Below are 21,044 nucleotides of genomic sequence, written 5' to 3' on the forward strand. Positions count from 1 at the left end.
TGCAATCGATCCAAAGCATTTTCCCGCATCGCCCGATTTTGGTGCTGTACTGCCCTAAGCAAATCATGAAAGCGCCGACGCCACTGGATGGCATAAGTCTTGCGCGCTTTCGAATACGCTTAAGGCTCGCAGGAGGCACGCCGTGTCGATTCATGTCGCATTGCACCACGTCACGCATTACCGCTACGACCGCACTGTCGAGCTCGGTCCGCAAATCGTACGCCTGCGCCCGGCCGCCCACAGTCGCACGCGGATACTGTCCTATGCGCTGAAAGTCTCCCCTGAGCAGCACTTCATCAACTGGCAACAAGACCCGCAGGGCAACTACCTGGCGCGGTTAGTGTTCCCGGAGAAAACCGATGAGCTGCGAATCGAAGTCGACCTCCTGGCCGAGATGGCGGTTTTCAATCCGTTCGACTTTTTCCTCGAGCCGTACGCCGAACAGATCCCGTTCAGCTACGCCGCGGACGAGCGCAAGGAGCTGGCGCCGTATCTGGAAACCTTGCCCCTGACGCCGAGGTTCAAGGCCTACCTGGACGGCATCGACCGCACGCCGTTGCCGAGCGTGGATTTTCTCGTCGCGCTCAATCAGCGCCTGAGCGAAGACATCGGTTACCTGATCCGCATGGAACCCGGCGTGCAAACACCGGAGCACACCCTTGAACACGCCTCCGGTTCCTGCCGCGACTCGGCCTGGTTGCTGGTGCAGCTGCTGCGCAACCTCGGGCTGGCGGCGCGATTCGTCTCCGGCTACCTGATCCAACTCACCGCCGATGTCAAAAGCCTCGACGGCCCGTCGGGCACTGACGTGGACTTCACCGATCTGCACGCCTGGTGTGAGGTCTACCTGCCCGGCGCCGGCTGGATCGGCCTGGACGCGACCTCAGGGCTGTTCGCCGGTGAAGGACACATTCCGTTGGCCTGTAGTCCCGATCCAGGCTCCGCGGCGCCGATCAGTGGCCTGGTGGAACCGTGCGAGTGCGAATTCACCCACGAAATGTCCGTGGAGCGGATTTGGGAGGCACCTCGCGTCACCAAGCCCTACACCGAAGACCAATGGCTGGCGATCCAGGCGCTGGGCCGAAAGATCGATGCCGACCTGCTGGAGGGCGATGTACGCCTGACCATGGGCGGCGAGCCGACGTTTGTCTCTATCGACGATCCGGACGGCGCCGAATGGAACACCGCCGCGCTCGGGCCGGACAAACGCAGGCTGTCCGCCGAGCTGTTCCAGCGCATGCGCAAGCGGTACGCGCCGAAGGGCCTAATGCATTTCGGTCAGGGCAAGTGGTATCCGGGCGAACAGCTGCCGCGCTGGTCGTTGAATTGCTATTGGCGGCGTGACGGCGTGCCGATCTGGCACAACAGTGCGCTGATCGCCGATGAGCAGGAAGACTATGGCGCCGATGGCGAGTTGGCCGGGCGTTTTCTGGCGAGTGTCGCCGAGCGCCTGAAAATTCCGACACGTTTTGTGTTTCCGGCCTACGAAGACAATTTCTATTACCTCTGGCGCGAAGGCACGTTGCCGCAGAACGTCAGCGCCGAAGATTCACGTCTGGAAGAACCGCTGGAGCGTGCGCGCCTGCGTAAAGTCTTCAGTCAGGGCCTGGATAAGGTCATCGGCCAGGTGCTGCCGCTGGCGCGCACCGCCAAGGGCGATCAGTGGCAAAGCGGCCGCTGGTACTTGCGCGACGAGCACTGCCGGCTGGTGCCGGGGGATTCGCCGCTGGGGTATCGCTTGCCGCTGGGTTCACAGCCCTGGGTGAAGGCCGCCGAATATCCGTTCATTCATCCCAACGACCCGAATCAGGCGTTTCCAGCGCTGCCGGACACGCAGCAATTGAACGCCCCCGGCGCAGCGGCCGAAGCGATCGAGCGGGACCTGGAGATCGACGAATCCGCCGACTGGCTGACTCGCACCGCGTTTTGTGCCGAGGCCCGGGAAGGGCGGCTGTACCTGTTCATGCCGCCGCTGGAGCGGGTCGAGGATTATCTGGAGCTGGTCACTGCGATCGAAGCCACGGCGCAGGAACTGCATTGCCCGGTGTTGCTGGAAGGTTATGAACCGCCAGGCGATCCGCGCCTGAGCAACTTTCGCATCACCCCGGATCCGGGCGTGATCGAGGTCAACGTGCAGCCGTCCGCCACGTGGGATGAGCTGGTCGAGCGCACCGAGTTCTTGTACGAAGAAGCGCGCCAGACACGCCTGACCACCGAGAAATTCATGATTGATGGTCGGCACACCGGCACCGGCGGCGGCAACCATTTCGTACTGGGGGGCGCGACACCGGCCGACTCTCCGTTTCTGCGTCGCCCGGATTTGCTGCGCAGCCTGATCAGTTACTGGCACAACCACCCGTCACTGTCCTACCTGTTTTCCGGATTGTTCATCGGCCCGACGTCCCAAGCGCCACGGGTCGATGAGGCCCGTAACGATGCGTTGTATGAGCTGGAAATCGCTTTCGCGCAAATGCCCTCGCCCGGCGAGGAATGCGCGCCGTGGCTGGTGGATCGGCTGTTGCGCAACCTGCTGATCGACGTGACCGGCAACACCCACCGCGCCGAATTTTGCATCGACAAGCTCTATTCGCCGGACGGTGCGACCGGGCGTCTCGGTCTGCTGGAATTGCGCGCCTTTGAAATGCCGCCCCATGCGCGCATGAGCCTGGCCCAGCAGTTGCTGTTGCGAGCGTTGGTCGCGCGGTTCTGGCGCGAGCCTTACGCACCGCCGAAACTGGCGCGCTGGGGCACGGAATTGCACGACCGTTTCCTGCTGCCGCATTTCATCGAGCAGGATTTCGCTGACGTCATCGTTGATCTCAATGCCGCGGGTTACCCGGTGCGCGCGGAATGGTTCGCGGCGCATCTGGAGTTCCGCTTTCCCAAGGTTGGCGATTACGCGGTCAGCGGCATCGAGCTGGAAGTGCGTCAGGCACTGGAGCCGTGGCATGTACTGGGCGAGGAGGGCGCTGTCGGCGGCACGGTGCGTTATGTGGATTCGTCCCTGGAGCGTTTGCAGGTCAAAGTCACGGGGCTGCCGCCGCAACGCTATCTGCTGACCTGCAACGGCGTACCCGTGCCGTTGCAGCCCACCGGACGAGTGGGTGAGTTCGTCGCTGGCGTGCGGTTCCGCGCCTGGCAACCGGCCAACTGCCTGCAACCGACTATTCCGGTGCATGCGCCGCTGGTGTTCGATCTGCTCGACACCTGGATGCAGCGTTCGCTGGGTGGCTGTCAGTACCACGTCGCTCATCCGGGCGGGCGCAATTACGACAGCCTGCCGGTCAACGCCAATGAAGCCGAGAGTAGGAGGATGGCGCGTTTCTTCCGCATCGGACACAGCCCTGGGAAACTTCCTATACCGATCCTGGAAATTAACGACGAGCTGCCGCTGACTCTCGATTTACGACGTTTCTAAACCGTACGCGACGCTCGGATTTTTCGTCTATCCGGGCGTCACACGCCTGCGTTAGTCTGACCGTTCTTTGCTGTCTGCCGAGCTTTCCATGCCTGACCTGCTAGACCGCTACCCGCTGACGGCGGGCACTTATCACGAACTGCTCGACGCTGACGGCACCGTGCGCCCTCACTGGCGCCGGCTGTTCGACCAGTTGCAGCGCAGTACGCCAATGCAGTTGGTGCAGCGTCAGGCGCTGCTGACCCGGCAGATCCAGGAAAACGGCGTGACCTACAACGTCTACGCCGACCCCAAGGGGGCCGATCGCCCGTGGGAGCTGGACCTGTTGCCGCACGTGATCGCTGCGCAGGAATGGGCGCAATTGTCAGCCGGCATCGCCCAGCGGGCTCGCCTGTTGAATGCGGTACTGGCCGACCTGTACGGGCCGCAACGCTTGATCGCGGAAGGTTTGCTGCCGGCAGAGCTGGTGTTCGGCCACAACAATTTTCTCTGGCCCTGTCAGGGCATCACGCCCCCCGACGGGGCTTTTTTGCATCTGTATGCCGTGGACCTGGCGCGCACGCCCGATGGTCGCTGGTGGGTGACAGCGGATCGCACGCAAGCACCGTCCGGCGCCGGTTACGCGTTGGAAAACCGCACCATCGTGTCCCGGGCCTTTCCCGAGTTGTACCGCGATTTGAAGGTGCAGCACCTGGCCGGATTTTTCCGCACGCTGCAGGAAACCCTGGCCCGTCAGGCGCCGAGTGACGATCAAGCGCCGTTGGTGGTGCTGCTGACGCCGGGGCGCTTCAACGAAAGCTATTTCGAGCATTTATACCTCGCGCGGCAACTCGGTTATCCGCTGGTGGAGGGCGGCGACCTCACGGTGCGCGATGCCACGGTCTACCTGAAAACCTTGAGCGGCCTGCGTCGGGTTCACGCGATCATGCGCCGGCTCGACGATGACTTCTGCGACCCGCTGGAATTGCGCACCGATTCAGCCCTTGGCGTGCCAGGCCTGCTTGAAGCCGTGCGGCAGGGGCGGGTGCTGGTAGCCAATGCGTTAGGCAGCGGTGTGCTGGAATCGCCGGGGCTGCTGGGCTTTCTACCGAGGATCAACCAATTCCTGTTTGGCGAAGAGCTGCTCTTGCCGTCCATCGCGACATGGTGGTGCGGTGAAGCACCGGTGCTGGCCCAAGCGCTGGAAAAACTGCCGGAACTGCTGATCAAACCGGCGTTTCCGTCGCAGAGCTTCGCACCGGTATTTGGCCGGGATTTGAGTGAAAAACAGCGCCAGAATCTCGCCGAGCGCATGCAGGCGCGTCCTTATGCCTACGTCGCGCAAGAACTGGCGCAATTGTCCCAGGCGCCGATCTGGCAGGCCGAGGACGGTCAGTTGCAGCCCCGGGCCATTGGCATGCGAATGTATGCGGTGGCCAGTCGTGACGGCTATCGCGTGTTGCCCGGTGGGTTGACCCGGGTGGCGGCGGAGGCGGATGCCGAAGTGGTGTCGATGCAGCGTGGCGGCGCGAGCAAGGACACCTGGGTGCTCGGTGATCGGCCGCCGAGCGGCGAACAATGGAAGGCCCAGCGCAACATCGGCGTACACGACCTGGTGCGACGCGATCCGTACCTGCCATCGCGGGTGGTGGAAAACCTGTTCTGGTTCGGTCGTTACTGCGAGCGCTGCGATGACAGTGCGCGTCTGCTGCGGATCATGCTCGCGCGCTACGTCGATGGCGACGACCCGCAGGCTCTGTCCGCGGCGGTCGACCTGGGTGAGCGGCTGATGCTGTTGCCCGATGAAGGGAAACTGCCAGAGCGGTTGCTCGCGGCGTTGCTCGGCGACGACTGGCCGTTCAGCCTGCGCTCCAACCTGCAGCGCTTGCAGTGGGCGGCGTCGCAAGTGCGCGGCAAGCTCTCGCGGGAAAACTGGCAGGCGCTGGTGGAGTTGCAGCGTGAGGCGATCGAGCTGGAAACCGAGGAGCCCGATTTCGGCGAGTTGTTGGATTTTCTCAACCGTCTGGTGATGTCGCTGGCGGCGCTGTCCGGTTTCGCCCTCGACGACATGACTCGCGACGAAGGCTGGCGCTTCCTGATGATCGGCCGGCGCATCGAACGCCTGCAATTTCTCAGCGGCAGCCTCGCGGCGTTCCTGCGCGGCAGCGGCGTGTTCGATCAGGCCGGGCTGGAATGGCTGCTGGAACTCGGTAACAGCAGCATCACCTACCGCTCGAGGTACCTGGCGGTGGCGCAGTTGATTCCAGTGCTCGACCTGTTGCTGCTCGACGAGCAGAACCCGCACGCGGTGTTGTTCCAGCTGAAACTGGTGACCCGCACGCTCAAACGGTTGAACGATGATTTTGGCGTCCCCCGCGAAGCCGGTCTGCCGCGGTTGGTGGAGCGTCTGGCGCGGTTCGATCTGGGCTGCCTGGAGAATTCGTTGTTCGGCGTGGCCAGCGTGCGTGCAGCCATCGAGGGGCTGGCCGATCTGCTGCAAGAAATCGCCGAGGCTAGCGGGCAGGTGTCGGATCGCCTGGCATTGCGCCATTTCGCTCACGTCGACGATGTCAGCCAGCGCACGGTGTCCGTCTGATGAGCGCCCGTTATCAGATTTTTCACGACACCCATTATCACTACGACAGCCCGGTGTCCCTCGCCCAGCAATTGGCGCATCTGTGGCCGCGCGCGTGTGCGTGGCAGCGCTGCACCGAGCAGCACTTGCAGATCAGTCCCGATCCGACTTCGCGCCGCGACGAGCTGGATGTGTTCGGCAATCCCCTCACGCGCCTGGCCTTCGAGCGACCCCACGATGAATTGCTGGTCAATGCCCGGCTCAGCGTTGAAGTGTTCGCCCGCCCCACACTGGATTTCAGTCAGTCCCCCGCCTGGGAAGATACTCGCGATGCGCTGACCTACAGCGGTCAGCCGCTGTCACTCGAGCGACTTGAGGCTTGCCGTTACCGTTTTGAATCGCCGTACGTGCATTTGAAACGCAACTTCGTCGAATTTTCGGAAAGCTGTTTCCCCCCAGGTCGGCCGCTGATGCTCGGCGTTCAGGCACTGATGGAGAAAATTTTCAGCGAGTTCACCTTCGATGCCGAAGCCACACAGGTGGCGACGCCGCTGGTAGAAGTGCTGGAGCGCCGCCGCGGCGTGTGCCAAGACTTCGCCCACCTGATGCTGGCTTGTGTGCGTTCCCGAGGACTGGCGGCGCGCTACATCAGCGGTTACCTGCTGACACAACCGCCCCCTGGCCAGCCGCGACTGATCGGTGCCGACGCTTCTCATGCCTGGGTTTCGGTATTTTGCCCGGTGCTGGGCTGGGTGGATTTCGATCCGACCAATAACGTGCAACCGGCACTTGAACACATCACCCTGGCCTGGGGCCGGGATTTTTCCGATGTGTCACCGTTGCGAGGGGTGATTCTGGGAGGGGGAAATCACGACCCCGAAGTCCAGGTCACTGTTATGCCACTGGATTGACGTAGACCCAAGCGGGCTCGCTCGCGAAGGCGGGTAAACATTCAACGTTGAGGGTGACTGACACACCGCCTTCGCGAACAAGCCCGCTCCCACAGGGGGCGCGCGGGGATTTCCGGACAGCGGTCTTTCCGATTGGCCTGTGAGGGTCAGCAGCGGAGCTGCTGACCCTGGACACAGATCCGGTGGGCCTGATCAGATCATCGGGCCCTGAGGGTCTCAGGCGTCAGGCGCCTGATCTTTCGGTGCTTCAACATCACTTTCTGCGGCCACTTCACCGTCTGTTTCCGGGTTCAGTGCGGCGGCTTCTTCTTCAGCTGTAGCTTTCTTGCGCTGAAGCTTTTCCTCTTTCTTCTGCTCCTTGGCCAAGTCTCTCTGACGTTTGGCGAAGGAATAATTAGGTTTAGCCATGGGCGATCCTCTTGGGTCGAAGGTGAGGTTGAGCGGCGCATATTCTGCCCTGTATCGGTGCCGAGCCGTTAGCTGGGTTTTTGCTCGTTCCACTTTGGCACGACGGTTGGCTGCCAGGCGTCCAGGGCATCGAGCAGGGTTTGCGGCGATTCGCTCACTTGCAGCATGTCACGGTGTGCTTCGCGAACGAAGCCTTCACCGACGATATGATCCAGAAAACCGGTCAATTTGCTGTAGAAACCGTTCACTTCGAGCAACCCCAGTGGTTTGCCGTGGTAGCCAAGCTGGCCCCAGGTCCACACTTCGAACAGTTCTTCCAGCGTGCCCAGGCCGCCGGGCAGCGCGATAAAGGCGTCGCTGAGCTCGGCCATTCGCGCTTTGCGCGCATGCATGCCGTCGACCACTTCCAGACGAGTCAGGCCGCTGTGGCCGATTTCCTTGTCCTTGAGACTTTGCGGAATGATGCCGATGACTTCACCGCCTGCCGCCAGCGCGGCATCGGCAACGATCCCCATCAAACCCACGGCGCCGCCGCCGTAGACCAGGGTCAAGTTGCGCTCGGCCAGCGCTCGCCCGAGGGCAACGGCTGCTTCACGATAAGCCGGGTGGGTGCCGGTGCTGGCGCCGCAAAATACACAAACGGATGCTAAAGACATGCCTTACTCCAGGGTCAGGATGGCTACAGAGTAAAGGCAGTGAGGCGGCGCTCCAAGGTCTAGACTTCGCCTCGGGACGTTTCACCGGTACCACTGGCGCCGCACGCGTAAGCGGCAAGCAAACTGCACAAAAAGCTGTTGATGAACATGACAGACGCTCCGGATAAAGGATGACGATCGCATGATAGGTCCGCCCTAGACGTCTGGCTGGTAGATTGTTTCGATAGGTGTCATAGCTCTAAAGTTGTATACAATTTTTGATTCAGGTCATAGGAACTTGCGAAGTTTTCAGGCAGTCTTCTGTCCATTCGCACTTTGTTAACCCTGCCTTGGAGATTCACCATGTTTGCCAAACTTGTTGCGGTATCCCTGCTGACGCTGGCCAGCAGCCAATTGATGGCTGCCGAGTGCAAGACGACCATCGACTCCACAGACCAAATGTCCTTCAACACCAAGGCCATTGAAATCGACAAAAGCTGCAAGACGTTCACCGTTGAATTGACCCACTCCGGCAGCCTGCCGAAAAACGTCATGGGCCATAACTGGGTGCTGAGCAAAGAGGCTGACATGCAGCCGATCGCCACCGATGGCCTGGCCGCCGGTATTGAAAAGAACTACCTGAAGGACGGTGATACCCGCATCATCGCGCACACCAAGATCATCGGCGCCAAGGAAACCGATTCGGTTACCTTCGACGTGTCGAAACTGGATGCTGCCGAGAAATACGGCTTCTTCTGCTCGTTCCCGGGCCACATATCGATGATGAAAGGCACGGTGACCCTGAAGTAAGCCACTCGCGCGTAAAAAAAGCGTCCACTTGGGACGCTTTTTTTGTGCCTGGCGTTTGACCACATCATCGTTCATCGCTAGCAGGCTAGCTCCCACAGGTGTTGCGCTGCCCTTGTGGGAGCTAGCCTGCTAGCGATGACGTCGGTCCAGACGCTGCCTCACTCACGGCGCAAACGGCATCACGCGCTTGTGATGGGTCTTCCTGTAGGTATCGCAGATGATCTTGAATGCTTCCTCACGCACCGGCTCGCCGTGCAAAAACGCATCGATCTCCGCATAGGTCACACCGTGGGACGCCTCGTCCGGTTTGCCTGGCGACAGGTCTTCAAGGTCCGCCGTCGGCACTTTTTCCACCAGCGATTCCGGCGCGCCAAAACTGCGGGCGATGGCCCGGACCTGGTTTTTCACCAGGCCGCTCAATGGCGCCAGGTCGCACGCACCGTCACCGAACTTGGTGAAGAACCCCATTACCGCCTCTGCCGCGTGGTCGGTGCCGATCACCAGGCCTTGGGCCGCGCCGGCAATGGTGTACTGGGCGACCATGCGCATCCGCGCCTTGGTATTGCCGAGGACGAAATCCACTGAAACCGCGTGCTTGCCTTCGAACGCGGCCACTTCGTTGGCCAGGGATTTCACCGCCGGGCCGATGTTCACGGTGTGACGCTCGTCTGGCTTGATAAAGTCCACCGACGCCTGGGCGTCGTGCTCATCGAACTGGGTTTCGTACGGCAGGCGCACGGCGATGAACTTGTAGTTGTCATCCCCGCTGCGGGTGCGCAATTCGCGCATGGCGCGCTGGGCCAGCAGGCCGGCGGTCAGAGAATCGACGCCGCCACTGATGCCCAGCACCAGGGTCTTGAGGCCGGAATTGACCAGGCAATCCTGAATGAAGGTGATACGCCGGGCGACTTCCGCCTCGAGGGCGGCCTTGTTGGCGAATGGCGGTTGAACCTTGAGCTGCTCAGCAATCTCACGCTGTACGGCTTGCATGAATTCACTCCTTGCTTGGTGAACTGGAAGGGGCGGCAGGTACTTTGAAAACGTGTCGCAAGTAAGCGACGAAATTCGGGTCTTTGCAGTGAGTCTTGCCAGGCTCGTCGGAGATCTTCGCCACCGGTTGGCCGTTGCAGGCCGCCATTTTAAGCACGATGCTCATCGGTTCGACACCCGGAATATCGCAGGTCAGGTTGGTGCCAATGCCGAAGCTGACATTGATCCGACCGCGCAACGCACGAAATATTTCCAGCGACTTGGGCAGCGTCAGGCTGTCGGAGAACACCAGCGTCTTGCTCATCGGGTCGATGCCAAGCTTGTAGTAATGGGCGATGGCTTTTTCCGCCCAGATCACCGGGTCCCCGGAGTCATGACGCAGGCCGTCGAAGAGCTTGGCGAAATACAGGTCGAAGTCGTTCAGGAAGGCATCGGTGGTGATGCAGTCGGTCAGGGCGATCCCCAGCAGCCCGCGGTACTCGCGAACCCAGCAATCAAGGGCGGCAATCTGGCTGTCGATCAGCCGCGGGCCGAGTTGCTGGTGGGCCATGATCCATTCGTGGGCCATGGTGCCCAGCGGCTTCATGTCCAGTTCCCGGGACAAATGCACGTTGCTGGTGCCGACGAAACGTCCGGGGAAGTCGTGCTTGAGCACGTTCACCACTTCCTCCTGCACGCGGTACGAAAAGCGACGGCGGGTGCCGAAATCGGCGACCTGCAATTCGGACAATTCGTCGCTGCTGGCGTTGGCGGTCAACCAGTCGAACTTGCGATAAAGCTGCTCGCGCGCCTGTTCCAGCACGATTTCCCGGTAGCGATAGCGGTTGCGCACTTCGCTGACGATCGACAGCAGCGGCACTTCGAACAGAATCACGTGCAACCATGGCCCGCGCAGGCGGATGAACAGCTCGCCGTTTTCGATACCGGTGTGGACGTAGCGCAGGTTGAAGCGAAACAGCCCGAGAAATCGCAGGAAGTCCGGCTTCATGAAGCTGATGCGCTCCATGAAACTCAACTGGTCGGCGCTCAGGCTCAACTCGGCCAGGCGCTCGATCTGGAAGCGAATCTCCGCCAGATAAGGGCGCAAGTCTTCGCTGTTACGGCAACGAAACTCCCATTCGACTTCCACGTTCGGGTAGTTGTGCAGCACTGCCTGCATCATCGTCAGTTTGTAGAAGTCGGTGTCGAGCAGGTTCTGCACGATGCGATCGCCGAATACGCTCTCGCTCATAACGGGGTTCTCCACTTTGAATACCGGTAGTGGCGCATATCGGTGGTGGTAATTGCCAGCGATTTTTCGACCACAGGTTCCGAGCGCACCCTTAACTCGACGGGGTATCCGGGTTATCAATCTGCTCCAGCATCCACTTCACGAAATCCCGTACCTTGGGCACTTCCGCCGAGTGTTCAGGGTAGGCCAGGTAATAGGCGTCGGAACTGGGCATCGCGTGCTGCCAGGGAATGACCAGTTTGCCGTCGGCCAATTCCTCTTCCACCAGGAACCGCGGCAACAGCGCCACACCGCAGCCGACCTGGGCGGCACGGATGCACATGTAAAAGGTTTCGAAACGCGGGCCGTGGTAGCTGTGCTCGGTGTGGTAACCCTGGCTGTCGAACCAGTCGTGCCAGGCCTGGGGCCGCGAGGCGTTCTGCAGCAGGACCAGATCGGCGAGTTGCGTCGGATCGGTCAACGGCGTGGCCGGCAGGCTGCCGGGTGAGCACACGGGGACCAGTTCTTCGCCGAACAGCTTCAGGCATTCGGTACGTGGCCGCGAGCCCTGGCCGAAGTAGAACGCCAGGTCGCTGCGACCTTGCAGCAAGTCGTCGGCTTCCTGCTCGCTGCACAGGTCCAGGTGGATCGACGGATGGCGCAAGCGCCAGCCTTTCAAGCGCGGCACCAGCCAGCGGGCGCCGAAGGTCGGAGGGGTCGAGACACGCAGGACTTCGGTTTCGCCGCCGTAGGAACGCAGGTAATGGGTCGACATTTCCACTTGGGTGAGGATTTTTCGTACTTCAACCAGGTACAGATCACCGGCCGGGGTCATTTGCAGGCGTCGCCGCACCCGGCGAAACAACAGGTGCTGCAGCAATTCTTCCAGTTGCGCGACCTGTTTGCTGACCGCGCTCTGGGTCAGGTTCAGCTCTTCGGCGGCCCGTGTGAAGCTCAAATGCCGGGTCACGGCCTCGAAACACTGCAGGGCGGTGATCGACGGCAGGTAGCGTTTATTCAGCATGGGTTGTCCTTTTTCTTGTTTCTTTCTGACCAGCAATTCGCAGCATGAATAAACGGAATGATATCTCTCTTAAAGGTCGTTTGTTGGGTAACCTCCGGCGAGCTAAAACTACAGGTCTGATCAGCCGCGAAAACCCGGCTGCACGTTTTCTGTTTTTTGCTCGAGGAGTGACCCATGGTTGCCGCATTGCTTGATCGTCTTGGTGTAAACCCGGCCCTGTACCAGAACGGCAAAGTGCCGGTGCATTCGCCGATCGATGGCAGCCAGATCGCCGCCGTGAACTGGGAAGGCGCTGCCGAAGTCGAGCAGCACATCAGTCGCGCAGATCATGCGTTCGAGCTGTGGCGCAAGGTCCCGGCCCCGCGCCGTGGCGAACTGGTGCGTCAACTGGGTGACATCCTCCGGGAATACAAGGCCGACCTCGGCGAGCTGGTGTCCTGGGAGGCGGGCAAGATCACTCAGGAAGGCCTGGGTGAAGTGCAGGAAATGATCGACATCTGCGATTTCGCTGTCGGCCTGTCTCGTCAGTTGTACGGCTTGACCATCGCCTCCGAGCGTCCGGGCCACCACATGCGCGAAACCTGGCATCCGCTGGGCATCGTCGGCGTGATCAGCGCGTTCAACTTCCCGGTCGCGGTCTGGGCCTGGAACACCACGCTGGCGCTGGTCTGCGGCAACCCGGTGATCTGGAAACCCTCGGAAAAAACCCCGCTGACTGCTCTGGCCTGCCAGGCACTGTTCGACCGCGTGCTGAAGAACTTCAGCGACGCGCCTCCGTACTTGAGCCAGGTGATCATCGGCGGCCGCGATGCCGGCGAGGCGCTGGTCGATGACCCGCGTGTCGCGCTGATCAGCGCCACCGGCAGTACCCGCATGGGGCGCGAAGTGGCGCCAAAAATTGCCGCACGTTTCGCCCGCAGCATTCTGGAACTGGGTGGCAACAACGCGATGATCCTTGGCCCAAGCGCCGACCTGGACATGGCCGTTCGCGCCATCCTGTTCAGCGCAGTCGGCACCGCCGGCCAGCGTTGCACCACTCTGCGTCGCCTGATTGCGCATGAATCGGTCAAAGAAGAAATCGTCACCCGCCTGAAAGCCGCGTACTCCAAAGTGCGCATCGGCAACCCGCTGGAAGGCAACCTGATCGGCCCGCTGATCGACAAGCACAGCTTCGACAACATGCAGGACGCGCTGGAACAAGCCTTGAGCGAAGGCGGCCGTGTATTCGGCGGCGAGCGTCAACTGGAGGACAAATACCCGAACGCTTACTACGTGTCGCCGGCCATCGTCGAAATGCCGGAGCAAAGCGACGTGGTCTGCCACGAAACCTTCGCGCCGATTCTGTATGTGGTCGGTTACACCGACTTCGCCGACGCCCTGCGCCTGAACAACGCCGTGCCACAAGGCCTGTCCTCGTGCATCTTTACTACCGACGTGCGTGAAGCCGAGCAGTTCATGTCGGATGTCGGCAGCGACTGCGGCATCGCCAACGTCAACATCGGCCCGAGCGGCGCGGAAATCGGTGGCGCGTTTGGTGGCGAGAAAGAAACCGGCGGTGGCCGTGAATCGGGCTCCGATGCATGGCGCGGGTACATGCGTCGCCAGACCAACACCGTGAACTATTCGCTGGAGTTGCCGTTGGCGCAGGGCATCACGTTCGACTGAGTCAAATGCGGTCCCCTGTGGGAGCGGGCTTGCTCGCGAAGGCGGTTAATCAGTCACATTGATGCTGGATGTGCCGACGCATTCGCGAGCAAGCCCGCTCCCACACTGATGTGTGTGGATTGGTTAGGTTTCTGCTGGAGTCTGGCAATGCCGTTACGCGAAGAGTGTCTGTGGGAAAAACTGACGCCGCAAAGGCCCGATAACGCGGCGCTCAAGGGCGAAGTAACGGTCGATGTCTGCATCATCGGCGCCGGTTTTACCGGTCTGTCGGCGGCGGTGCATTTGCTGGAACAAGGCAAGACCGTCTGTGTGCTGGAAGCCCATCGCGCCGGTCACGGCGGCTCGGGGCGCAACGTCGGGCTGGTCAATGCCGGGATGTGGATTGCGCCGGATGACATCGAAGCCGGGTTCGGCGAAGCGGTGGGGAGTCAGCTGAACCGTATGCTGGGGGCGGCGCCATCGCTGGTGTTCAGCCTGGTGGACAAATACAACATCGATTGCCAGTTGCGCCGCGAAGGCACCCTTCACATGGCGCATAACGCCCGTGGCGAAGCGGATCTGCGCAGTCGTGAAGAACAATGGAAACGTCGCGGTGCACCGGTCGAACTGCTGACCGGCCAGGCCTGCGAGCAAGCGACGGGCACGACCAAAATTGCCGCAGCCCTGCTCGACCGGCGTGCCGGCACGATCAACCCGATGGCCTACACCACGGGCCTGGCCAAGGCGGCCATCGGCCTCGGCGGCCAGCTGTTCGACCATTCCCCGGTAACCCGGCTCGAACGTCAGGGCCAGCGCTGGTCGGTGCAGACGGCGCAAGGCTCAGTGCTCGCTGAGCAGGTGGTCATCGCCTCCAATGCCTATACCGAAGGCGACTGGACCGAACTGCGGCGCAACTTCTTTCCTGGCTATTACTATCAGGTGGCCTCCGTGCCGCTCACCGATGAGGCTGCGCAGCGAATTCTTCCGGGCGGCCAGGGCTCCTGGGACACCCGTCAAGTGCTCAGCAGCATTCGTCGCGACAAGGACGGCCGCTTGTTGCTGGGCAGCCTTGGTAATGGCAATCAGAAACCGGCTTGGTTCCTCAAGGCCTGGGCCGACCGGGTTCAGCAGCACTATTTTCCGTACCTGAAACCGGTGGAGTGGGAATGCACCTGGACCGGTTGCATCGCCTTCACCCCCGATCATTTGATGCGCCTGTTCGAGCCGGCGCCCGGTTTGGTGGCAGTCACCGGATACAACGGTCGGGGTGTGACCACGGGAACGGTGGTCGGCAAGGCTTTTGCCGACTATTTGTGTAACGGAAATCCTCAGGCGCTGCCGATTCCTTTCGCGCCCATGCAGCCAGTGCCAGGGGCGGGATTGCGCAGTTGTCTATACGAGGCAGGGTTCTCGCTGTATCACGCAGGCCAGTGCTTGCGCATCGTGATTTGATTGTTGAAATATGTTGCGGAAAGCGGCGCTTTTCGGCATAGCGACTAGCCTGTAATGGTGCGGGTTGTAGCAGTACCGCACCACCGGTGTGCACTTCGGTGACGCACGTTGTTACAGGCTGGTTGCACGTCGTTTGGCGCTGCGGTTGCAATGATGGCGCACGAGGGTTGCGCCTTTGAAAATAAATGGTTTTACCTTCCGCGGTTTAGACGGTTGCACACCCAATGAAAATGGGATCGAAACGGTCAAAATAACAATAAAGCAGCGACTTTTTTAAGAATAAAAAACCGATGGCACGGCCCTTGCTCTGAGCATTCAGTGAAGTCGCAGTGCCAACTAAAAAAAACCTTGGAGCACCACCTCATGTCCCAGACGTTTTACAAAAAAGGCTTTTTGGCCCTCGCAGTGGCAACTGCGCTGGGTGTTTCTGCGTTTGCACAGGCTGACGTAAAAATCGGTGTGGCGGGTCCGATGACAGGCGCCAACGCGGCATTTGGCGAGCAGTACATGAAGGGTGCACAAGCTGCAGCCGACGCGGTGAACGCAGCGGGCGGCGTGAACGGGGAAAAAATCGTACTGGTCAAGGGCGATGACGCCTGCGAACCGAAACAGGCTGTGACGGTCGCCAAGGACCTGAGCAACCAGAAAGTCGCGGGTGTGGTGGGTCACTTCTGCTCCTCGTCGACCATCCCAGCCTCCGAGATCTACGACGAAGCAGGCATCATCGCCATCACGCCTGGCTCGACCAACCCACAAGTCACCGAACGCGGCCTGAGCGCCATGTTCCGCATGTGCGGTCGTGATGACCAGCAGGGCATCGTGGCCGGCGACTACATCGTGGACGTTCTCAAAGGCAAGAAAGTCGCGGTCATCCACGACAAGGACACCTACGGCCAGGGTCTGGCTGATGCCACCAAGGCGCAGTTGATCAAACGTGGCGTGACCCCGGTCATCTACGAAGGCCTGACCCGTGGCGAAAAAGACTTTAGCGCCCTGGTCACCAAGATCCGTGCGGCTGGCGCCGATGTCGTCTACTTCGGCGGTCTGCACCCGGAGGCTGGCCCACTGGTCAAACAACTGCGTACCGAAGGCCTGAAAGACGTGAAATTCATGTCTGATGACGGCATCGTGACCGACGAACTGGTCACCACCGCTGGCGGCCCGCAATACGTCGACGGCGTGCTGATGACGTTCGGCGCCGACCCGCGCCTGCTGCCTGACAGCAAAACCGTGGTAGATGCGTTCCGTAAGGCCGGCACCGAGCCAGAAGGCTACACCTTGTACGCCTATGCCTCGGTTCAGACCCTGGCTGCAGCCTTCAACGGCGCCAAGTCGAACAAAGGCGAAGACGCTGCTGCGTGGCTGAAGAAAAACCCGGTTAAGACCGTCATGGGCGAGAAAACCTGGGACAGCAAGGGCGACCTGAAAATCTCCGACTACGTGGTTTATCAGTGGGACAAGGATGGCAAATACCACCAACTGGAAAAACAGAAGTGATATGACCTGCTGATCGCCCGGCGCCTTGCGCGCCGGGCAATCCTAGAACATGTCCGTGCAGTACCTGTCTTTTCTCGTAGAGCTGCACACAACCGTGTTGCGCGGGTGGCTGAACCCCGGTCCGTTGCATCTGGCTTCTGTGCAGTCTCTCAAATGCGTGAGATTGCGTTATGGATGGTATTTTCCTGCAGCAACTGGTCAACGGCCTGACCCTCGGGTCGGTCTATGGCCTGATCGCCATCGGCTACACAATGGTCTATGGCATCATCGGCATGATCAACTTCGCCCACGGCGAGGTTTACATGATTTCCGCTTACCTCGCGGCAATCAGTCTGGCTCTGCTGGCATACTTCGGTATCGAATCCTTCCCTCTGCTGATGCTTGGCACCCTGATCTTCACCATCGTCGTCACGGCGGTCTATGGCTGGGTCATCGAGCGTGTCGCCTACAAACCCCTGCGTAACTCCACCCGACTGGCACCGCTGATCAGCGCCATCGGTATTTCGCTGATCCTGCAAAACTATGCACAAATCGCTCAGGGCGCCCGCCAGCAAGGCGTACCCACCCTGCTGACCGGTGCATGGCGCGTTGAAGTGGGCACCGGCTTCGTCCAGCTTACCTTCACCAAAGTCTTCATTCTGGTCGCCGCCTTCGTCGGTATGGGCTTGCTGACCTACATCATCAAGTACACCAAACTCGGGCGCATGTGCCGTGCGACCCAGCAAGACCGCAAGATGGCCTCGATCCTGGGGATCAACACCGACCGGGTGATTTCCTACGTATTCATCATCGGTGCAGCGATGGCGGCCCTGGCCGGCGTGCTGATCACCATGAACTACGGCACGTTCGACTTCTATGCCGGCTTCGTCATCGGCATCAAGGCGTTCACCGCGGCGGTACTTGGCGGGATCGGTTCGCTGCCTGGCGCGATGCTCGGCGGGATCATCCTCGGGATTTCCGAGTCGCTGTTCTCCGGCCTGGTCAACTCGGACTACAAAGACGTCTTCAGCTTCTCGCTGCTCGTTCTCGTTCTGGTCTTTCGGCCCCAAGGCCTGCTCGGCCGTCCTCTTGTGTCGAAGGTGTAAGCGATGTCTTCAACCACTAAAAAAACCATTGATCTCAAAAGAAGCCTGGTTGACGCGATTCTTGCCGGTCTGGTCGCCCTGATCGTGTTCGGCCCGATTGTCGGCGTAGTCCTCGACGGCTACGGCTTCAATCTGGAAACCACCCGCGTGGCGTGGATCGTCGCCATCGTCATGGCGGGCCGTTTTGCCCTGAGCCTGTTCCTGCAAACGCCCAAGGGCCTGAAGATCCTTGAAGGCTTCGAAAGTACCGGCTCCGGGGTGCATGTCCTGCCGCCCGACTACAAATCCCGGCTGCGCTGGATCATCCCGCTGATGATCGTCATTGCCGTGGTGTTCCCGTTCTTTTCCAACTCCTACCTGCTGGGCGTGGTCATCCTCGGGCTGATCTATGTGCTGCTCGGTCTTGGCCTGAACATCGTAGTCGGCCTGGCTGGCCTGCTGGACCTCGGTTACGTGGCGTTCTACGCCATCGGCGCCTATGGGCTGGCGCTCGGGTATCAGTACCTCGGACTGGGTTTCTGGACGGTGCTGCCACTGGCGGCAATCACCGCCGGGCTGGCCGGCTGCATCCTCGGTTTCCCGGTGTTGCGCCTGCACGGTGACTACCTGGCGATCGTGACCCTCGGGTTTGGTGAAATCATCCGGCTGGTCCTCAATAACTGGTTGAGCCTGACCGGTGGTCCTAACGGCATGCCAGCGCCGCTGCCGACGTTCTTCGGCCTCGAGTTCGGCAAGCGGGCGAAGGACGGCGGTGTTCCATTCCATGAGTTCTTCGGCATCGCCTACAACCCGGACGTGAAGTATTACTTCATCTACGCGGTGTTGTTCCTGGTGGTCCTGGCCGTGCTGTACATCAAGCATCGCCTGGTCAAGATGCCGGTCGGCCGCGCCTGGGAAGCCCTGCGTGAAGACGAAATCGCCTGCCGCTCCATGGGCTTGAACCACGTCCTGGTCAAGCTTTCGGCGTTCACCATTGGTGCATCGACCGCCGGTTTGGCCGGTGTGTTCTTCGCCACGTACCAGGGGTTCGTCAATCCGACCTCGTTCACCTTCTTCGAATCGGCCCTGATCCTCGCCATTGTGGTACTCGGCGGCATGGGTTCGACCATCGGCGTGGTCATCGCAGCCTTCGTGCTGACCGTGGCCCCGGAACTGCTGCGTGGCTTTGCGGAATACCGCGTGCTGCTGTTCGGCATCCTGATGGTGTTGATGATGATCTGGCGACCGCGCGGCCTGATTCGGATCAGCCGCACCGGTGTGACGCCGCGTAAAGGAGTAGCGCCATGAGCGAAGTCGTACTCTCGGTCGAGAAACTGATGATGCACTTCGGCGGCATCAAGGCGTTGAGCGATGTCAGTCTGAAAGTCCACCGTAACTCGATCTTCGCCCTGATCGGCCCCAACGGCGCCGGCAAAACCACAGTGTTCAACTGCCTGACCGGGTTCTACAAGGCCTCCGGCGGCAAGATCGAACTCAACGTGCGCGGCGAGCGGACCAACGTCATCCAGCTGTTGGGTGAGTCGTTCAAACCGACGGATTTCGTTTCGCCGAAGTCCTTCTTCAGTCGCCTGTATTACAAGATGTTCGGCGGCACCCATCTGGTAAATCGCGCGGGCCTGGCGCGGACGTTCCAGAACATTCGCCTGTTCAGGGAAATGTCGGTGCTGGAAAACCTGCTGGTGGCCCAACACATGTGGGTCAACCGCAACATGCTTGCCGGCATTCTCAACACCAAGGGCTACCGCAAGGCCGAAAGCGATGCGCTGGACCACGCGTTCTACTGGCTGGAAGTGGTGGACCTGGTGGATTGCGCCAACCGTCTGGCCGGTGAACTGTCCTACGGTCAGCAACGCCGTCTGGAAATCGCCCGGGCCATGTGCACCCGGCCGCAGATCATCTGCCTCGACGAACCGGCCGCCGGCCTCAACCCTCAGGAAACCGAAGCGCTCAGCGCGATGATCCGGCTGCTGCGCGACGAGCACGATCTGACCGTGGTGCTGATCGAACACGACATGGGCATGGTAATGAGCATTTCCGACCACATCGTGGTGCTGGACCACGGCATCGTCATCGCCGAGGGCGGGCCTGATGCGATACGCAACGATCCGAAAGTGATTGCGGCTTACCTGGGCGCGGATGAAGAGGAAGTGGCGCTATGAGTCAACCCATCCTCGAACTGAAGGATCTGGACGTGTTCTACGGGCCGATCCAGGCCCTGAAAAAAGTCTCGCTGCACATCAACGAAGGGGAAACCGTCAGCCTGATCGGCTCCAACGGTGCCGGCAAGTCGACCCTGCTGATGTCGATCTTCGGTCAGCCGCGGGCAGCGGGCGGGCAGATTATCTATCAGGGGGTGAACATCACCCAAAAGTCCTCGCACTACATCGCCTCCAACGGCATTGCGCAGTCGCCGGAAGGGCGGCGGGTTTTCCCCGACATGACTGTCGAGGAAAACCTGTTGATGGGCACCATTCCGATCGGTGACAAGTACGCCAAGGAAGACATGCAACGCATGTTCACGCTGTTTCCGCGGCTTGAAGAGCGGCGCAATCAGCGGGCCATGACCATGTCGGGTGGCGAACAGCAAATGCTTGCCATCGCCCGTGCGCTGATGAGCCGGCCGAAACTGCTGTTGCTCGATGAGCCGAGCCTGGGGTTGGCGCCGATTGTGGTGAAGCAGATCTTCGCCACCCTGCGTGAACTGGCAAAAACCGGCATGACTATCTTCCTGGTCGAGCAGAACGCCAACCATGCGCTGAAGTTGTCGGACCGCGCGTACGTGATGGTCAACGGCGAGATTCGTCTGACTGGCACTGGCAAGGAGCTGCTGGTGAACGAGGAAGTGCGTAACGCCTATCTTGGCGGGCATTGAGTTCGTCGCTGTAACGAGAAAGCCCCGGCGCGCAAACGCCGGGGCTTTTTTACACCCAGAATTCACCCAAATTCCCTGTAGGAGCGAGCTCGCTCGCGATAGCGGTGCTCCTGAAAAACCGACATTAATGTGCCGCCGCCATCGCCAGTAAGCGGGCTCTTACGAAGGGCAGGGGGTTCTCTTGGGAAATTGTGGAAAACAAATTTTCAAAGCTCTCAAAGCGCGACATAAAGCCGCTGCAAATAGTTGTTTTGTCACGGTTTTGACTTGTCCCCGTTTGCTGTGGAACTGGCTGTGAATAACGTGGGAGTAGCTGGCTGAGAGCCTTGTAAATCGTGGCTTGCAGAGATGTGGTTGTTTTTTGATCAGGCGTTTTTGCCAGGTCAAAGGCCGGTATTGTCAACCTTTTTATTAGTGAGGAAACCGTGTCGAAACGAGCGCGAACAGCCTGTGGATAAGTCTGTGATTAAACTCTGGAAAGACTCGGCTGAAGGCCGCAGCGACTGGCCTGGCGCCATCGTCGGTTCAACCGGT

General features: G+C 60.5%; 16 protein-coding genes. 11 read left to right on the plus strand and 5 right to left on the minus strand.

Translation table 11 applies throughout. From position 1 onward, the window contains the following. Window positions 1-142 precede the first annotated feature (142 nt). The 3 genes from NTD84_RS29100 (at window position 143) to NTD84_RS29110 (ending at window position 6,883) form a co-directional block, all read left to right on the plus strand. The gene (locus NTD84_RS29100; RefSeq protein ID WP_262172501.1) at window positions 143-3,418 is read left to right on the plus strand and encodes a DUF2126 domain-containing protein; all 3,276 of its coding nucleotides are present in this window, start codon (window positions 143-145) and stop codon (window positions 3,416-3,418) included. 88 nt (window positions 3,419-3,506) lie between these two features. Next, on the plus strand, window positions 3,507-5,993 hold the full coding sequence (locus NTD84_RS29105) for a circularly permuted type 2 ATP-grasp protein (protein WP_262172502.1): 2,487 nt from the start codon (window positions 3,507-3,509) through the stop codon (window positions 5,991-5,993). Beyond that, entirely contained in the window at window positions 5,993-6,883 is an 891-nt protein-coding gene (locus NTD84_RS29110) for a transglutaminase family protein (protein WP_262172503.1), read from the plus strand. Before NTD84_RS29105 ends, NTD84_RS29110 begins: the two co-directional genes overlap by 1 nt. Window positions 6,884-7,099: 216 nt before the next feature. Here NTD84_RS29110 and NTD84_RS29115 read toward each other — a convergent pair whose 3' ends face one another. Beyond that, window positions 7,100-7,291, minus strand: a complete 192-nt coding sequence (locus NTD84_RS29115) for a hypothetical protein (protein ID WP_017336270.1) — start codon at window positions 7,289-7,291, stop codon at window positions 7,100-7,102. A gap of 68 nt (window positions 7,292-7,359) precedes the next feature. Further along, window positions 7,360-7,947: a TIGR00730 family Rossman fold protein gene (locus tag NTD84_RS29120; protein ID WP_262172504.1), complete on the minus strand. Its 588-nt coding sequence runs from the start codon at window positions 7,945-7,947 to the stop codon at window positions 7,360-7,362. A gap of 342 nt (window positions 7,948-8,289) precedes the next feature. Between NTD84_RS29120 and azu the strand changes: the two genes are divergently transcribed. Next, window positions 8,290-8,736, plus strand: a complete 447-nt coding sequence (gene azu / locus NTD84_RS29125) for an azurin (protein WP_262172505.1) — start codon at window positions 8,290-8,292, stop codon at window positions 8,734-8,736. Window positions 8,737-8,898: 162 nt separating this feature from the next. On the opposite strand, the gene nadE is transcribed toward azu, so the two are convergent. The 3 genes from nadE to NTD84_RS29140 form a co-directional block, all read right to left on the minus strand. After that, on the minus strand, window positions 8,899-9,726 hold the full coding sequence (nadE, locus tag NTD84_RS29130; RefSeq protein WP_262172506.1) for an ammonia-dependent NAD(+) synthetase: 828 nt from the start codon (window positions 9,724-9,726) through the stop codon (window positions 8,899-8,901). Window positions 9,727-9,730: 4 nt separating this feature from the next. Next, window positions 9,731-10,957, minus strand: coding sequence for a nicotinate phosphoribosyltransferase (gene pncB / locus NTD84_RS29135; protein WP_262172507.1), 1,227 nt, complete (start codon window positions 10,955-10,957; stop codon window positions 9,731-9,733). Window positions 10,958-11,048: 91 nt separating this feature from the next. Next, window positions 11,049-11,960 carry a LysR family transcriptional regulator gene (locus NTD84_RS29140; protein ID WP_262172508.1) on the minus strand — a complete coding sequence of 304 codons (912 nt, stop codon included), beginning with the start codon at window positions 11,958-11,960 and terminating at the stop codon, window positions 11,049-11,051. 174 nt (window positions 11,961-12,134) lie between these two features. On the opposite strand from NTD84_RS29140, the gene NTD84_RS29145 reads away from it, so the two are divergent. From NTD84_RS29145 to NTD84_RS29175, 7 genes are all read left to right on the plus strand, one after another. Beyond that, the gene (locus NTD84_RS29145) at window positions 12,135-13,625 is read left to right on the plus strand and encodes an aldehyde dehydrogenase family protein (protein WP_262172509.1); all 1,491 of its coding nucleotides are present in this window, start codon (window positions 12,135-12,137) and stop codon (window positions 13,623-13,625) included. Window positions 13,626-13,772: 147 nt separating this feature from the next. Next, on the plus strand, window positions 13,773-15,056 hold the full coding sequence (locus NTD84_RS29150; protein WP_262172510.1) for an NAD(P)/FAD-dependent oxidoreductase: 1,284 nt from the start codon (window positions 13,773-13,775) through the stop codon (window positions 15,054-15,056). A gap of 363 nt (window positions 15,057-15,419) precedes the next feature. After that, window positions 15,420-16,553, plus strand: a complete 1,134-nt coding sequence (locus NTD84_RS29155; RefSeq protein ID WP_262172511.1) for an ABC transporter substrate-binding protein — start codon at window positions 15,420-15,422, stop codon at window positions 16,551-16,553. Between the two features lie 170 nt (window positions 16,554-16,723). Then, window positions 16,724-17,638, plus strand: coding sequence for an ABC transporter permease subunit (locus tag NTD84_RS29160; protein WP_262172512.1), 915 nt, complete (start codon window positions 16,724-16,726; stop codon window positions 17,636-17,638). A gap of 3 nt (window positions 17,639-17,641) precedes the next feature. Beyond that, window positions 17,642-18,925, plus strand: a complete 1,284-nt coding sequence (gene livM / locus NTD84_RS29165) for a high-affinity branched-chain amino acid ABC transporter permease LivM (protein WP_262172513.1) — start codon at window positions 17,642-17,644, stop codon at window positions 18,923-18,925. Next, window positions 18,922-19,797 carry an ATP-binding cassette domain-containing protein gene (locus NTD84_RS29170; protein ID WP_262172514.1) on the plus strand — a complete coding sequence of 292 codons (876 nt, stop codon included), beginning with the start codon at window positions 18,922-18,924 and terminating at the stop codon, window positions 19,795-19,797. Before livM ends, NTD84_RS29170 begins: the two co-directional genes overlap by 4 nt. Beyond that, the gene (locus NTD84_RS29175) at window positions 19,794-20,510 is read left to right on the plus strand and encodes an ABC transporter ATP-binding protein (protein WP_262172515.1); all 717 of its coding nucleotides are present in this window, start codon (window positions 19,794-19,796) and stop codon (window positions 20,508-20,510) included. Before NTD84_RS29170 ends, NTD84_RS29175 begins: the two co-directional genes overlap by 4 nt. The last annotated feature ends 534 nt before the right edge of the window (window positions 20,511-21,044 follow it).

Source organism: Pseudomonas sp. 14P_8.1_Bac3 (genome assembly GCF_025466085.1).
Lineage (GTDB): Bacteria > Pseudomonadota > Gammaproteobacteria > Pseudomonadales > Pseudomonadaceae > Aquipseudomonas.